At 70.6% G+C, this 14,952-nt stretch carries 11 protein-coding genes and 1 riboswitch; of the genes, 5 read left to right on the top strand and 6 right to left on the bottom strand.

The annotated features are described in order from the left end of the window. Positions 1–6: 6 nt before the first annotated feature. The 4 genes from G3I71_RS27505 to G3I71_RS27490 all read right to left on the bottom strand — a co-directional run bounded on the left by G3I71_RS27505 (position 7) and on the right by G3I71_RS27490 (position 4,784). Positions 7–702 carry a GntR family transcriptional regulator gene (locus G3I71_RS27505; protein WP_164318419.1) on the bottom strand — a complete coding sequence of 232 codons (696 nt, stop codon included), beginning with the start codon at positions 700–702 and terminating at the stop codon, positions 7–9. Between the two features lie 188 nt (positions 703–890). Then, on the bottom strand, positions 891–1,664 hold the full coding sequence (locus G3I71_RS27500; protein WP_164318417.1) for a M23 family metallopeptidase: 774 nt from the start codon (positions 1,662–1,664) through the stop codon (positions 891–893). A 12-nt stretch (positions 1,665–1,676) separates the two neighbouring features. After that, positions 1,677–1,845: riboswitch (cyclic di-AMP (ydaO/yuaA leader) on the bottom strand. Between the two features lie 216 nt (positions 1,846–2,061). After that, positions 2,062–3,450, bottom strand: a complete 1,389-nt coding sequence (locus G3I71_RS27495; RefSeq protein WP_164318415.1) for a pitrilysin family protein — start codon at positions 3,448–3,450, stop codon at positions 2,062–2,064. Beyond that, the gene (locus G3I71_RS27490) at positions 3,447–4,784 is read right to left on the bottom strand and encodes a pitrilysin family protein (RefSeq protein WP_164318520.1); all 1,338 of its coding nucleotides are present in this window, start codon (positions 4,782–4,784) and stop codon (positions 3,447–3,449) included. The genes G3I71_RS27495 and G3I71_RS27490 overlap by 4 nt, the downstream gene beginning before the upstream one ends. Before the next feature lie 275 nt (positions 4,785–5,059). Here G3I71_RS27490 and G3I71_RS27485 point away from each other — a divergent pair, with 275 nt between their 5' ends. Then, on the top strand, positions 5,060–7,516 hold the full coding sequence (locus G3I71_RS27485; protein WP_164318413.1) for a DNA topoisomerase (ATP-hydrolyzing) subunit A: 2,457 nt from the start codon (positions 5,060–5,062) through the stop codon (positions 7,514–7,516). 1 nt (position 7,517) lies between these two features. Here the strand turns inward: G3I71_RS27485 and G3I71_RS27480 are convergent, their stop codons facing one another. Both G3I71_RS27480 and G3I71_RS27475 read right to left on the bottom strand, forming a co-directional pair. Further along, positions 7,518–8,645 carry a GTP-binding protein gene (locus tag G3I71_RS27480; protein ID WP_164318411.1) on the bottom strand — a complete coding sequence of 376 codons (1,128 nt, stop codon included), beginning with the start codon at positions 8,643–8,645 and terminating at the stop codon, positions 7,518–7,520. Positions 8,646–8,777: 132 nt separating this feature from the next. Continuing rightward, the gene (locus tag G3I71_RS27475) at positions 8,778–9,965 is read right to left on the bottom strand and encodes a citrate synthase/methylcitrate synthase (RefSeq protein ID WP_164318409.1); all 1,188 of its coding nucleotides are present in this window, start codon (positions 9,963–9,965) and stop codon (positions 8,778–8,780) included. A 98-nt stretch (positions 9,966–10,063) separates the two neighbouring features. Here G3I71_RS27475 and G3I71_RS27470 point away from each other — a divergent pair, with 98 nt between their 5' ends. The 4 genes from G3I71_RS27470 (at position 10,064) to G3I71_RS27455 (ending at position 14,898) form a co-directional block, all read left to right on the top strand. Continuing rightward, positions 10,064–11,320: a citrate synthase gene (locus G3I71_RS27470; protein ID WP_164318407.1), complete on the top strand. Its 1,257-nt coding sequence runs from the start codon at positions 10,064–10,066 to the stop codon at positions 11,318–11,320. A gap of 74 nt (positions 11,321–11,394) precedes the next feature. Further along, the gene (locus tag G3I71_RS27465) at positions 11,395–12,333 is read left to right on the top strand and encodes a sucrase ferredoxin (RefSeq protein ID WP_164318404.1); all 939 of its coding nucleotides are present in this window, start codon (positions 11,395–11,397) and stop codon (positions 12,331–12,333) included. Between the two features lie 148 nt (positions 12,334–12,481). Continuing rightward, positions 12,482–14,221: a sensor histidine kinase gene (locus G3I71_RS27460; protein WP_164318402.1), complete on the top strand. Its 1,740-nt coding sequence runs from the start codon at positions 12,482–12,484 to the stop codon at positions 14,219–14,221. Continuing rightward, positions 14,218–14,898, top strand: a complete 681-nt coding sequence (locus G3I71_RS27455) for a response regulator (RefSeq protein WP_164318400.1) — start codon at positions 14,218–14,220, stop codon at positions 14,896–14,898. The genes G3I71_RS27460 and G3I71_RS27455 overlap by 4 nt, the downstream gene beginning before the upstream one ends. Positions 14,899–14,952 lie beyond the last annotated feature (54 nt).

The raw sequence follows: 14,952 nt of genomic DNA, 5'->3' as shown, positions 1-14,952 counted from the left end.
CCCGTGTTAATGACGCAGGCCCGTCATGTTTACGGGATGTTGCGAAGTCCTCACACGATCCGGCCGGTCCCCGGCGCCCGGAAATCGAAGCCGGTGCACACCGGTCGCCCGCTCGGCGTGCAGGGTCGTGATCGCCCGCGCCCGCTCACCGTCACCGCGTGCCACGGCGTCCACGATCGCCCCGTGCTCCGCCCAGGACTCGACGGGACTGGCCGGCGCCTCCACCGCGTACATCCAGGCGATCTTGTGCCGGAGCTGGGTGAGCGTCGAGGTCAGGGCATGACTCCCGGAGGCCTGGGCGAGCGTCTCGTGGAACCAGCCCCCCAGGGAGCGCAGATCCTCGCTGTTGCCCCTCCTGGCCCGCTCCTGCCCCAGCCGGACCAGGCCCCGCAGCACCTTGAGATGGGCCTCGGTGCGCCGCTGAGCGGCCCGGGAGGCACCCAGCGGCTCCAGGAGCATGCGCATCTCCAGCAGGTCGGAGGCCTCCTGCTCGGTGGGCTCCGCGACGCACGCGCCCGCGTGCCGCCGGGTCACCACGAAGCCCTCGGCCTCGAGGGTGCGCAGGGCCTCGCGGACAGGGACGCGCGAGACGCCGTACCGGCGCGCGAGCAGTTCCTCGGTGAGCCGGCTGCCGCGCTCGTAGACACCGGCGACGATGTCGTCCCGGATCGCCGTGCATACCGAGTGCGCCGGAATACGCATGTCCGACCTCCGCTTTAATCCCCGTGAAACGTCGACGATTGACGTGTGTTCAGTGACTCTATTGCAGAGAACCGGAATTTCCGACGGCAGGCCGGAATCGATGGATATTTTTTGGACACACCACCCTCCGAAACACCGAAAGCCCCGGCTCGGGGAGCCGGGGCCACGACAAGTGATGCGCGGGGTCGTCAGACGTTCACACCGTGCGAGCGGAGGTAGGCGACGGGATTGATGTCCGAGCCGTACTCCGGAGTCGTACGCGCCTCGAAGTGGAGGTGCGCGCCGGTGACGTTGCCGGTCGCCCCCGAGAGGCCTATCTGCTGGCCCGGGGTGACCGTCTGGCCGACGGAGACATTGATGGACGACAGATGACCGTACTGAGTGTATGTGCCATCGATCATCTTGATCACGATGTTGTTGCCGTAGGACCCACCCCAGCCGGCCTCGACGACGGTGCCGGAGCCCACCGCCTGGACGGTGGTGCCGGACGCGGCGTGGAAGTCGACGCCGGTGTGGCTGCCGGAGGACCAGAGGGCGCCGCCCGTCTTGTAGCCCGTGGAGATGTACGAGCCGGAGATCGGGGCGACATAGCTGGTGAGGCGCTTGCGCTCGGCCTCACGGGCGGCGCGGGCCTTCGCCTCGCGTGCCTCCTTGACCCGCTCCTCCGCCTCCTTCTGCGCGGCGGCCACGGCCCGTTTCTCGGCGGCGGCCTTCTCGGCGGCCTGCTCCTGGGCGGCGGCCTGCGCGTCGATCTGGTCGGCGAGCGCCTCGCCGATGGAGATCACCGGGGTGAGACCGGTCTGCTCTACCGCGGACTCCGCGGCGAGCGCCGGAGCGGCGAGGGAGCCGACGACGCCGGTGGTCGCGAGGGCGGCGACGCCGGCCGCGCGGACGGTCGTACGGGTGACAAGGCTGGGGCGGCTGGGACGCCGGTGCTTCCCGGTGGCGCGGGTGAACGCCATGTGGTGGTGGGTCCTTTCCTTCCTTCTCGCCTACCGGGTTAGCTGACGGGTTCGGAGCAGGAAGGTCTCCTACGGACACCCTCGCTGCACGCGCGGGCATCCGATTCACCCCAGGGACTGCACATGGTGGGTCCCCGGCTCCCCTGGCTCGCGCCGTACGGGGACTCGGCGATGACTGTCCGGTTGCCGCGGGTGCGGCGCAGTGCATGACGGACAGCCGGACAGACGCTAAGCGGGACGTCTTTCAATCAACAAACCGATCACGGGTTTTGTCGCGCATGCCACAGTGCAGACAGTCCACCTCTCCATCAATACGGACAACTTGACCATCAACATGGACAAAGAAGCCCCGGTGACGCTTTCGTCACCGGGGCCCCTGTCGTGTACGCCGCTACCGCTACTCGGCGGGAACGACGGTCACTTCACCGATACCGAGGGCCCGGACGGGCTCCTCGATCGTCGCAGCGTCCCCGACGAGGACCGTCACCAGACGGTCCACCGGGAAGGCGTTGACGGCCGCCGCCGTGGCCTCCACGGTGCCGGTCGCGGCGAGCTGCCGGTACAGCGTCGCCTGGTAGTCGTCGGGCAGGTGCTGCTCGACCTGGTCGGCCAGCGTGCTCGCCACGGCCGCCGCGGTCTCGTACTTGAGCGGGGCGACGCCGACCAGGTTCTGCACCGCGACATCGCGTTCGGCGTCGGTGAGCCCTTCGGCCGCGAGGGTGCGCAGCACCTTCCAGAGGTCCTCCAGCGCGGGCCCGGTGTTCGGGGTGTCGAAGGAGCCGCTGATGGCGAGCAGCGAGGCGCCGGTACCGTCCGGAGCCGAGCGCAGGACCTGGCCGAACGCCCGCACACCGTAGGTGTAGCCCTTTTCCTCGCGCAGGACGCGGTCCAGGCGGGAGGTGAGAGTGCCGCCGAGGCAGTACGTGCCGAGGACCTGGGCCGCCCAGACACGGTCGTGCCGGTCGGCGCCGATGCGGCCGATGAGCAGCTGGGTCTGCACGGCGCCGGGGCGGTCCACGATGACGACCCGGCCGGTGTCGTCGGCGGTCACCGGCGGCACGGGCCGCGGCTCGGCCGGCGAGCCCGTCCAGGCCCCCAGGGTGTCGCCGAGCAGCGCGTCCAGGTCGATGTCGGTGAGGTCGCCGACGACCACGGCGGTGGCCGTGGCGGGCCGGACGTGCCTCTCGTAGAAGGCGCGTACGGCAGCCGCGTCGATCTTCGCGACCGTCTCCTCGGTGCCCTGGCGCGGACGGGACATCCGCGAGGCCGCCGGGAACAGCTCCTTGTACAGCTGCTTGGCGGAGCGACGGGCCGGGTTGGCCGTCTCGTGCGGGATCTCGTCGAGCCGGTTGCGCACCAGCCGCTCGATCTCGCTGTCCGAGAACGCGGGCGCCCTGAGGGCGTCGGCCAGCAGACCGAGCGCCTTGGGGAGCCGCGACACGGGGACTTCGAGGCTGAGGCGCACGCACGGGTGGTCGGCGTGCGCGTCGAGGGTGGCGCCGCAGCGCTCCAGCTCGGCGGCGAACTCCTCGGCGGAGTGCTTGTCGGTGCCTTCGGAGAAGGCCCGGGCCATGATCGTGGCCACTCCGTCGAGACCGGCCGGCTCGGCCTCCAGGGGGGCGTCGACGAGTACCTCGACGGCGACGACCTGCTGGCCGGGGCGGTGGCAGCGCAGGACGGTCAGACCGTTGCCGAGCGTGCCGCGCCCGGGGGCCGGGAACGCCCAGGGCCTGGCCTCGCCCGCCTGGGGCTGGGGGTGGAACTCCATCGTGGCGAGCTCGGTCACTTGGCCGCCTCCTCGTCGGTGTCGGTGGCAGTGTCGGCGGTGAGGGGTTCGTAGACGAGCACCGCGCGGTTGTCGGGGCGCAGCCGGTCCTTGGCGGCCTGCTGGACCTCCTCGGCCGTCACGTCGAGCACGCGCTGCACGGCGGTCAGTGCGAGCTGCGGGTCGCCGAACAGCACCGCGAAACGGCACAGTTCGTCGGCGCGGCCCGAGACCGTACCGAGCCGGTCCAGCCACTCGCGCTCCAACTGGGCCTGGGCGCGCTCCATTTCCTCGGCTGTGGGGCCCTCCGCGGCGAACCGGGCGAGCTCCTCGTCGACGGCGGCCTCGATGACCGGCACCTCGACGTCCGCCGAGGTCTTCACGTCCAGCCACCCCAGGGAGGGTGCTCCGGCCAGCCGCAGCAGGCCGAACCCGGCCGCGACCGCCGTACGGTCCCGCCGTACGAGCCGGTTGTAGAGGCGGGAGGACTCGCCGCCGCCGAGGACGGTGAGCGCCAGGTCGGCCGCGTCGCACGCACGCGTGCCGTCCTCCGGGAGCCGGTAGGCGGCCATCAACGCGCGCGCGGGGACCTCCTCCACGACGACCTCGCGCAGTTCCTCGCCCATGACGTCGGGGAGGGCGCCGGAGCGCGGCGCGGGCTTGCCGTCGTGCCCGGCGACGGATCCGAAGTACTTCTCGACCCAGGCGAGCGTCTGGGCGGGGTCGATGTCCCCGACGATCGACAGGACGGCGTTGTTGGGCGCGTAGTACGTGCGGAAGAACGCGCGTGCGTCCTCCAGCGTCGCCGCGTCCAGGTCGGCCATCGAGCCGATCGGCGTGTGGTGGTAGGGGTGCCCCTCCGGGTAGGCGAGGGCGGTCAGCTTCTCGAACGCCGTCCCGTAGGGGACGTTGTCGTAACGCTGCCTGCGCTCGTTCTTGACGACGTCCCGCTGGTTCTCCATGGACTCGTCGTCGAGGGCCGCGAGCAGCGAGCCCATGCGGTCGGCCTCCAGCCAGAGGGCGAGCTCCAGTTGGTGGGTGGGCATGGTCTCGAAGTAGTTGGTGCGCTCGAAGCTGGTGGTGCCGTTGAGCGAGCCGCCCGCGCCCTGGACCAGTTCGAAGTGGCCGTTGCCCTTCACCTGGCCCGAACCCTGGAACATCAGGTGCTCGAAGAGGTGAGCCAGGCCGGTACGGCCCTTGACCTCGTGGCGCGACCCGACGTCGTACCAGAGGCACACCGCTGCGACCGGGGTCAGGTGGTCCTCGGAAAGCACCACGCGCAGCCCGTTGGCGAGGCGGTGCTCGGTCGCTGTCAGGCCGCCGGAGCCTGCCTCGGCTGTGGCCGTGTGACCCATGGGCATGTACGTCCCTTCGATCGCGGATGCGGTTGTTGCAACCGCTGGTTTCGTGCCGGTCCTGCCACTGTATGCAAGCGTGTGGAGTGCTGGCGAAGTTCCCGGCGGACGTACGCCGACAGCGAGATTCCTCGGGTGCCAGGCGGTACGTTTCAGCATTAGCGGCCATCGCCCAACACCGCCGCAGGCACGGGCCTTGGTCCGCGTTGTCAGTGCGGCAGTCCACAATGGTCCGCGTCAGATCCTGTTCATGTCTCAGCAAGGAGCCGGCAGCGATGGCCCGCCGCACCACGAAGACCCCGCCGCCCGATGACTTCGAGGAGCGGATCCTCGACATCGACGTCGTCGACGAGATGCAGGGCTCCTTCCTCGAGTACGCGTACTCGGTCATCTACTCCCGAGCCCTGCCCGACGCCCGAGACGGCCTCAAACCCGTACACCGTCGCATCGTCTACCAGATGAACGAGATGGGCCTGCGCCCCGACCGCGGCTATGTGAAGTGCGCCCGCGTCGTCGGCGAGGTCATGGGTAAGCTCCACCCGCACGGCGACTCGTCGATCTACGACGCCCTGGTGCGTCTCGCCCAGCCGTTCTCCATGCGCGTGCCGCTGGTCGACGGCCACGGCAACTTCGGTTCGCTGGGCAACGACGACCCGCCGGCCGCCATGCGGTACACCGAGGCCCGGATGGCCGACGCGACGTCCCTGATGACGGAGTCGATCGAAGAGGACACGGTCGACTTCGCCCCCAACTACGACGGCCAGGAGCAGGAACCGGTGGCGCTGCCCGCCGCCTTCCCGAACCTGCTGGTGAACGGCGCGTCGGGCATCGCCGTCGGTATGGCCACGAACATGCCGCCGCACAACCTCGGCGAGGTCATCTCGGCCGCCCGCCATCTCATCCGCTACCCGGCCGCCGACCTCGACACCCTGATGCGCCACGTCCCGGGCCCCGACCTGCCCACCGGCGGGCGGATCGTCGGCCTCGCCGGGATCAGGGATGCGTACGAGACGGGCCGCGGCACGTTCAGGATCCGCTCCACGGTGTCGGTGGAAAACGTGACGCCGCGCCGTATGGGCCTGGTCGTCACCGAACTGCCCTTCACCGTCGGCCCGGAGAAGGTGATCGCCAAGATCAAGGACCTGGTCGGCTCGAAGAAGCTCCAGGGCATCGCAGACGTCAAGGACCTCACCGACCGCAGCCACGGCCTGCGCCTGGTCATCGAGGTCAAGAACGGCTTCGTACCGGAAGCCGTCCTGGAGCAGCTCTACAAGCTGACACCGATGGAGGAGTCCTTCGGCATCAACAACGTGGCACTGGTGGACGGTCAGCCCCTCACCCTGGGGCTCAAGGAGCTCCTCGAGGTCTATCTCGACCACCGCTTCGAGGTCGTACGGCGTCGCTCGGAGTTCCGCCGCACCAAGCGCCGCGACCGGCTGCACCTGGTCGAGGGCCTGCTCACCGCGCTGGTGGACATCGACGAGGTCATCCGGCTGATCCGTTCCAGCGACAACTCCTCGCAGGCGAAGGAACGCCTGATGGAGCGGTTCTCCCTCTCGGAGATCCAGACGCAGTACATCCTGGACACCCCGCTGCGCCGACTGACCCGGTTCGACCGCATCGAGCTGGAGTCCGAGAAGGAGCGGCTGGCCGCCGAGATCGCGGAGCTGACCCGGATCCTGGAGTCGGACGCGGAGCTCCGCAAGCTGGTGTCGAACGAACTGGCCGCGGTGGCCAAGAAGTTCGGCACCGAGCGGCGTACGGTCCTGCTGGAGTCGGCCGGCGCCGCCCCTGCGGCGGGCGTCCCGCTCCAGGTGGCCGACGACCCGTGCCGGGTCCTGCTCTCCTCGACGGACCTGCTGGCGCGTACGGCGAACGGCGAGCCGTTCCCGGCGGACGAGGACGGTCGGCGCGCGAAGCACGACCTGATCGTCTCCGCGGTCCCGGCGACGGCACGGGGCGAGGTGGGCGCGGTCACGTCGGCGGGCCGCCTGCTGCGTATCAACGTCATCGACCTCCCCCGGCTCCCCGACACGATGGCGGCGCCCAACCTCTCGGGCGGCGCCCCGCTGTCGGAGTTCCTCTCCCTGGAGGACGGCGAGACGGTGGTCTGCCTGACGACGCTCGACGAGTCGTCGCCGGGGCTCGCGATCGGCACGGAACAGGGCGTCGTCAAGCGTGTGGTCCCCGACTATCCCTCCAACAAGGGGGAGTTGGAGGTCATCACGCTCAGGGACGGCGACCGGATCGTCGGTGCCGCGGAGCTGCGCACGGGCGAGGAGGACCTGGTCTTCATCACGGACGACGCCCAGTTGCTGCGCTTCCAGGCCGCCCATGTCCGCCCTCAGGGCCGCCCGGCCGGCGGTATGGCCGGCATCAAGCTCACGGACGGCGCCAAGGTGATCTCGTTCACGGCGGTGGACCCAGCGGTGGACGCGGTCGTCTTCACGGTCGCCGGCTCGCGGGGCACGCTGGACGACTCCGTGCAGACCACTGCGAAGCTGACGCCCTTCGACCAGTACCCGCGCAAGGGCCGCGCCACCGGCGGTGTCCGCTGCCAGCGGTTCCTGAAGGGCGAGGACTGTCTGTCCCTGGCCTGGGCGGGCCCCACGCCGGCGCGGGCGTCCCAGAAGAACGGCACCCCGGCGGAGCTCCCGGAGATGGACCCGCGCCGCGACGGCTCGGGCCTCTCCTTGCCGAAGACGGTGGGGGTGGTGACGGGCCCGGTGTAGGTCAGCCGACCTCTCCCGAGCCCTCCGGGCTCCGCTCCTGTACGTACCTCAGGACGCCCCACATGCTGTGCTCGTCGGCGTGTGGGGCGTCGTGCGTGCAGGCCTCCAAGTCCTTGCCGAGGAGAGGCAGTTGGATGCCGGACCCGATGAGGACGAGCTGGCTGAGCCGCTCCTCGCCGTCGGCCCAGGGCTCGGGATAGAACCGCAGGAACCGCCCGACGGCATGCACGGCGTACCGGTTGCCCGGGTCGTGCGGTCCGAAGTCGACGTACCCCTTGATGCGGTAGAGCCCTTCGGGCCGGCTGTCGAGGAAGTCCATCAGCCGACGCGGATGGAGGGGGGTCGAGGAGCTGAAGGAGAGACTGTCGTAGGCGGCGTGCAGATGCCCGGAATGGTCTCCCGCGCCGTCCTCATGACCGTCTTCGTCGTCCCCGTGCTCGCCCTTTCCGCGACTGTCCTTCGCGTGATCGTGCAGGTCGTCGAAGGACAACTGCCCGATGCGCTCCTGGGTCGGCCGGCAGTCGAAAAGGAACTCGGGATCCACGCGCCCGTAGTCGGCGGGGACTACGGCGGCACGGTCGACCAGCCCGCGGACGGTCTCCAGGATTCGCTCACCGCCGTCCGCGACCCGCCCGACCTTGTTGACGACGACGAGATCGGCGAGGGCGAGATGCCGGTCGATCTCGGGGTGCTTCACCCGCGTGTCGTCGAACTCGACGGCGTCGACGACCTCGACGAGTCCCCCGTACACGACCCGGGGATTCTCACTGGCGAGCACCAACCGAACGAGTTCCTGCGGTTCGGCGAGCCCACTGGCCTCGATGACGATGACGTCGATCCGGGCCGAGGGTTGAGCGAGTCGATCAAGGTAGACATCGAGCTCGCTCGTATCAACAGCGCAGCACAGACATCCGTTGCCCAGCGACACCGTGGAGTCCCCCAACGCCCCCGCGACGGCCATGGCGTCGATCTCGATCGCGCCGAAGTCATTGACGATGGCCCCGATACGACTGCCACCGCCGCGGTGGAGGAGATGGTTGAGGAGGGTGGTCTTGCCGGAACCGAGGAAGCCGGCGAGGACGATGACGGGGATCTGCCGAGGGCTCTGGCTCGGACCCGGCTGACTCAATCTGCGACCTCTCTCACGCCGACGCGCACACGGGGACTCACGGCCCCGAGCGCGTACGGGAACGAATGCCGCTCCAGGATACGAGCCGGAGGAATCGTCGCCGGGTGAACGGCCGTCAGCGGCCGGTCCCTGTCAGACCATCGACGGCACCATCGACGGCACCGGCACCGGCGGTACGGGCCCCACGTACCGCGCCGCCGGACGAATGATCTTCGAGTCCTCCGCCTGTTCCAGGATGTTGGCGCTCCAGCCCACCACACGGGCCGCCGCGAACGTCGGCGTGAACATCTCGCGCGGCAGGCCGCACAGTTCCATGACCACGCCCGCGTAGAACTCGACGTTCGTGTGCAGTTCGCGGCCCGGCTTCAGTTCGGCCAGGATCGCTTCCACCCGTCGTTCGACCTCGACCGCCAGATCGACCAGCGGACCGCCGAACTGCTCGGCGATGCCCCGGAGCATGCGGGAGCGGGGGTCCTCGGTGCGGTAGACCGGGTGGCCGAAGCCCATGATGCGGTCGCCGGCGAGAACCCGTTCGCGGATCCAGGTGTCGATGCGGTCCGGCGTCCCGATCGCGTCCAGGGTGTCCAGTGCGCGGCTCGGAGCGCCGCCGTGCAACGGGCCCGACAGTGCTCCGACGGCTCCGACGAGACAGGCCGCCACGTCCGCCCCTGTGGACGCGATGACCCGCGCCGTGAAGGTTGACGCATTGAATCCGTGATCAATGGTTGAGATCAAGTATTGCTCGATCGCCCTGGCGTGCAGCGGGTCCGGCTCCGACCCGGTCAACATGTACAGGTAGTTGGCCGCATACGGGAGGTCGTCCCGCGGCTCCACCGGATCAAGGCCCCTGCCCAGCCGATGCAGCGCCGTCAGCACGGTCGGCACGGCAGCCGAAGCGACCAGGGCGTCCGCGCGCCGTTCCTCCGCGTCGATGTCGTACACGGGACGGAAGCCCTTCGCCGCACCGAGCAGCGACAGCGCCGTGCGCATGCCGGCCAGCGGTCCGGACCGTCCGCTCGCCGCCGCGATCGCCGGCAGTGCCGCGCGCACCTCGTCCGGCAGCCGCCGCAGCGCCGCGGTCTGCGCGGTGAAGGCGGCGAGACGGTGCGCGTCCGGCACCTCGGCGTGGACCAGGAGGTGCCAGACATCCTCGAAGCCGCGGGTCTGCGCGAGTTCGACGGCGGAGTACTGGCGGTAGTGGTAAAAGCCCTCGCGCCCTCTGACGTCACCAATTCGGGTGTCGGTGACGACGACGCCCGCGAGCCCTCGCGGTACGTCGACAACGGTGGTTACGGCTGTTGAGGCCCGATTGTTCGGCATGTTTCCTCCCTGAACTTGATTCGACTGTCCATGATTGACTGAAGCGATGTCAATATTGATTGAATCAATGCACAGTCCACACGGATACGGTGATCTCCATGCGCGATCAGGAACCCTCCCCCGACCACACCAGCCGCCGGCTGAGCACCAAGGAGACCGCCGAACTGCTCGGCGTGAAGCCCGAGACCGTGTACGCGTACGTGAGTCGCGGTCAGCTCAGCAGCCGACGCGACCCCGGGGGCCGAGGCAGCACCTTCGACGCCACGGAGGTGGAGGCGCTCGCCCGCCGCAACAAGCGGGAGAGCGGCGGGAGTTCACCCTCTGGCGGCGAGCTGTCCGTACGGACCCGGCTCACCCTCATCGACAAGGATCGGTACTACTACCGGGGCGTCGACGCCGCCGAGCTGGCCGCACGCCACTCCTACGAAGAAGTCGCCGAATGGCTGTGGACCGGCACCCTGCGCCCCGGGGCCACCTTCACCGCGCCCAGGGCCTCCGTCGCCGCCGCCCGCCGCTCCGTCAACGCGCTGCCGGAGCACAGCGACCCGGTCGACCGGCTCCGGGTCGCCGCCATCGCCGCGGCAGCGGTCGATCCGCTCCGCTTCGACCTCTCCGAGGGCACCGTGCTGGGCACCGCCCGCACCCTCATCCCCACCCTCGTCGCCGCCCTGCCGCCACGTGCGTCCGGCCACCGTGAGGACGGCCCGCTGGCCCACCGCCTCTGGGCCCGGCTCACCGTCCGGATCGCCGACGAGGCGTCACTGCACGCCCTGGACACGGCACTCGGCCTCCTCGTCGACCACGACCTGGCCGCCTCGACCCTCGCCGCACGCGTCGCCGCGTCCGCCCGCGCGCACCCCTACGCAGCCGTCTCGGCGGGACTCGGCGTCCTCGAGGGCCCCCTCCACGGCGCTGCGAGCGGCCTGGCCCACCGGATGCTCCTCGACGTGCTCGACGAGGGCGACGCGGCTCCCGTGGTCGCGGACGAGCTGCGCGCGGGCCGCCGCGTCCCCGGGCTCGGCCACCGTCTCTACCCCGGCGAGGATCCGCGCGCGCGCGCCCTCTTCGCCCTCCTCGACGAGATGCCGCACGCCGCACCCGCCCTCGCCGCGGCCCGGGACGTCGTGACGACCAGTGCCCGCCACACCCCCCTGCACGCCAATGTGGATCTTGCCATCGCCGTGTTCACCGTCGCCTGCGGCATGGGAGCGTCGGCAGGGGAGACGATCTTCGCCGTCGCCCGTACGGCCGGCTGGATCGCACACGCCCTGGAGGAGTACGGCGAGCGTCCGCTGCGGATGCGCCCGTCCGGAACCTACGTGGGTGAGCGACCTCCGCAACCACTCCCGGAGTAGCCCGACAATGCCGGAACCAACCGTTCCGCGCGGCTGGAAGTCACCTTGCGGCGAGTCAGGTTAGGCTCACCTCTGTGAGTAGGTGCGCAACCGTCTCCAGGGACCTCGACGAGCCCATCGCGGGAACCGCGGCGACCGCGAGGACGTGGCTGCTGCTGGAGCAGCCGGGCCCGTGGGGTGCCCAGGCGCTCACCATGAGCCACCTGGAGCCCGCACTCGGCCGCGCCCTGGAGAAGGCCGCGGAGGGCACCGGCGTACGGATCGCACTGATCCGCCGCCCCGGCCGCCACGCCGACTTCGGGCCACCCGCCGCACGACAGGTGTACGCGGCCCACACCACGCCCGGGAACGTCTGGCTGCACAGCGCCACGACCCGCGCCCCCGAACAGCTGCTCGACCTCGACTTCGGCGCGCTCGGCAAGGGCGCTCCCCAGACCTTCGACGCCGCACTCCAGGGGCGCCCCCACACCGGGGACCCCCTCGCGCTCGTCTGCACCAACGGCAAGCGCGACCGCTGCTGCGCGTTGCTCGGCCGTCCCCTCGCCGCCGAACTGGCCGCCTCCGGGGTCGAGGGCGCCTGGGAGGTCACACACCTCGGCGGACATCGATTCTCCCCGACGCTGCTCGTCCTGCCGTACGGATACGCGTACGGCCGCGTCCAGGCCCCGCACGTCAAGGAGGTCCTCCAGGGCGTGCGCGAAGGGCGTGTCGTCGTGGAGGGCTGTCGCGGCGGATCCGCCTGGGAGCGGCCCGGACAGGCCGCGGAACTGGCCGTCCGCTCGGCGGCGCGCGAGTACGCGGCGGACACGCTGAGCGTCATGCGGACGGACGGCTCGGCACCGCACTGGGAGGTGACCGTCGCTCACACGGACGGGCGCCGGTGGAGTGTCTCGGTGGTCCAGGGCGCCTCGCTGCCGCCTCGCCCGGAAAGCTGCGGATCGGCGTTGGGTTCGCCTGCGCGGATGGATGTGGTGGCGGTGCGCGAAGTGGTGTCCACGGCTCCGCCGCGCTGACCGCACGACATCATCCCGTCCATACGGACCGTGGCCCACCCTTCAAGCACCCCGTACACGCCCAGGCACGCCTGTACACACATTGATCAAGAGATCCGCGTAGCACCCCACTACGGCACAGGCACCTCATCCCCGTACCGTCATGGGTATGAGCCCCACTCCCCCTGGACGCCGCCTGCGCCTCGGTCTGCCGCGGCGGATGTTCTCGCAGGTGCTGCTGATGCAGGTGGCGATCGCCGCGGGAGTCGCGGTGCTCGCGACCGGGCTGTTCCTCGCCCCGCTCAGCGATCAGCTGGACGACCAGGCGATGCGCCGGGCGCTGGCGATCGCGCAGACCACCGCGGCCCAGCCGCAGATCGCCGAGGACCTGCAGGGCACCAGGCCGTCGGTCGACGGGCCGGTGCAGGTCGAGGCGGAGCGGATCCGGAAGGCCAGCGGGGCCGAGTACGTCGTGGTGATGGACATGCGAGGCGTTCGCTGGTCGCACACGGATCCGAAGGAGATCGGCCGGGTCGTCTCCACCGACCCCCGCCAGGCCCTGGCGGGCAAGGAGGTCATGGAGATCGACAGCGGCACCCTGGGCCGCTCGGCCCGCGGCAAGGTGCCACTGCGCGACACCGGCGGCAGGGTCGTCGGGGCGGTCTCGGTCGGCATCGAGTACGACAGTGTGCGCGCCCTGCTGTTCCACGCGATTCCAGGGCTGCTCGCGTACGCGGGCGGAGCCATGGCCGTCGGTGCCCTGGCCGCCTGGCTGATCTCCCGGCGGGTGCAGCGGCAGACCCGGGACCTGGCCTTCTCGGACATCGCGGCGTTGCTCGCGGAGCGCGAGGCCGTGCTGCACGGCATCCGCGAGGGTGTCGTCGCCCTGGACCGCGCGGGCCGCATCCGGCTCCTCAACGACGAGGCACAGCGCCTGCTGGGCATCGGCGAGGAGGCTGTCGGCCGTTCCCCGGACGAGGCGCTCGGTGCCGGACGTACGACCGATGTGCTGGCCGGACGCGTGACCGGAACCGACCTGCTCACCGTGCGCGGCCAGCGTGTCCTGGTCGCCAACCGCATGCCCACCGACGACGGCGGTGCCGTCGCCACCCTGCGCGACCGCACCGAGCTGGAGCAGCTCGGCCGCGAACTCGACTCCACACACGGTCTGCTCGACGCCCTGCGCGCCCAGGACCACGAGCACGCCAACCGCATGCACACGCTCCTGGGGCTGCTCGAACTGGAGATGTACGAGGACGCCGCGGAGTTCATCGGCGAGGTGGTGGGCGACCATCGGGCCACCGCGGAACAGGTCGCCGAGAAGATCCGCGATCCACTGCTCGCCGCACTGCTGGTCGGCAAGGCCACCGTGGCGGCGGAGCGCGGTGTCGCCCTGTGGGTCTCGGACCGGACCCTGCTCCCGGACCGGCTGATCGATCCCAGAGGGCTCGTCACGGTCGTCGGCAACCTGGTCGACAACGCGCTGGACGCCGTCGCCGGCACCGCGCACGCGCGCGTAGAGGTCGAACTGCGCGCGGAGGGCCGGACCGCGGTCCTCAGGGTGTGCGACACGGGACCCGGAATCCCGGTGGAACAGCGCGAGTTGGTCTTCACGGAGGGGTGGTCCACGAAGAAGCCCCCGGCGCACGGCAAGCGCGGAATCGGTCTCCCCCTGGTACGTCGGCTCGCGGAGCGGCAGGGTGGCAGCGCGCGCGTGGACGAGGCCGAGGGCGGGGGCGCGGAGTTCACGGTCGTACTGCCGGAGGCACTCGCGGAACCGGACCCGGCGGTGGAACCCCGGCACACCCACGGCCCGGAGACGGAACACGTGCGTATCCCGGACACGGAACCGACCCCGACCCCCGCCCCGGCCACCGGCGCGCGCCCCGCACAGGAGGAGTCGAGATGATCGAGGTCCTGGTCGTGGACGACGACATCCGGGTGGCGCGCGTCAACGCCGCCTATGTGGAGAAGGTGCCCGGTTTCCATGTCGCGGGAGCGGCGCACAGCGCGGCCGAGGCACTGCGGCAGTTGGAGGCGCTGCCGCATCTCGATCTCGTCCTCATGGACCACTACCTGCCCGACGGCACGGGCCTCTCGGTCGTCCAGGAGATGCGCCAGCGCGGCCACGAGACCGACGTGATCATGGTGACGGCGGCCCGGGACGTGTCGACCGTACAGGCGGCGATGCGGCAGGGAGCGCTGCAGTATCTGGTCAAGCCGTTCGCCTTCGCGGGGCTGCGCGCCAAGCTGGAGGCGTACGCGGAGCTGCGCCGCACCCTCGACGGCGGCGGCGAGGCCGAACAGGCCGAGGTGGACCGGATCTTCGGCGCCCTGTCCTCCGGGCCCGAGCCCGAACTGCCCAAGGGGCACTCCCCCACCACCTCGGAACTCGTGCGGCGGGCCCTGGTGAACGCCGAAGGCCCCCTCTCCGCCCAGGAGATCGCCGAGCGGACCGGGGTGAGCCGCCAGACCGCCCAGCGCTATCTGAAGCTGCTGGAGCGCACGGGACGGGCCAGGCTGACCCTCAAGTACGGTGACGCGGGCCGCCCGGAGCACCGTTACGTGTGGGCGACCCGCCCCTGAGAGTGGGCACGGCGGAGTTGTGAAGATCTTGCTCGCGCCCCGCTGTTCGATGGC

The organism is Streptomyces sp. SID12501 (assembly GCF_010550245.1).
In the GTDB taxonomy this organism is placed as follows: domain Bacteria; phylum Actinomycetota; class Actinomycetes; order Streptomycetales; family Streptomycetaceae; genus Streptomyces.
This window is presented reverse-complemented; position numbering and strand designations above follow the sequence as displayed.

Excerpts from the sequence above, each read along its gene's own strand:
- G3I71_RS27485 (WP_164318413.1), top strand. The coding sequence starts at position 5,060 with ATGGCCCGCCGCACCACGAAGACCCCGCCGCCCGATGACTTCGAGGAG.
- G3I71_RS27455 (WP_164318400.1), top strand. The coding sequence starts at position 14,218 with ATGATCGAGGTCCTGGTCGTGGACGACGACATCCGGGTGGCGCGCGTC.
- G3I71_RS27500 (WP_164318417.1), bottom strand. The coding sequence starts at position 1,664 with ATGGCGTTCACCCGCGCCACCGGGAAGCACCGGCGTCCCAGCCGCCCC.
- G3I71_RS27470 (WP_164318407.1), top strand. The coding sequence starts at position 10,064 with ATGCGCGATCAGGAACCCTCCCCCGACCACACCAGCCGCCGGCTGAGC.
- G3I71_RS27490 (WP_164318520.1), bottom strand. The coding sequence starts at position 4,784 with ATGGGTCACACGGCCACAGCCGAGGCAGGCTCCGGCGGCCTGACAGCG.
- G3I71_RS27505 (WP_164318419.1), bottom strand. The coding sequence starts at position 702 with ATGCGTATTCCGGCGCACTCGGTATGCACGGCGATCCGGGACGACATC.
- G3I71_RS27460 (WP_164318402.1), top strand. The coding sequence starts at position 12,482 with ATGAGCCCCACTCCCCCTGGACGCCGCCTGCGCCTCGGTCTGCCGCGG.
- G3I71_RS27475 (WP_164318409.1), bottom strand. The coding sequence starts at position 9,965 with ATGCCGAACAATCGGGCCTCAACAGCCGTAACCACCGTTGTCGACGTA.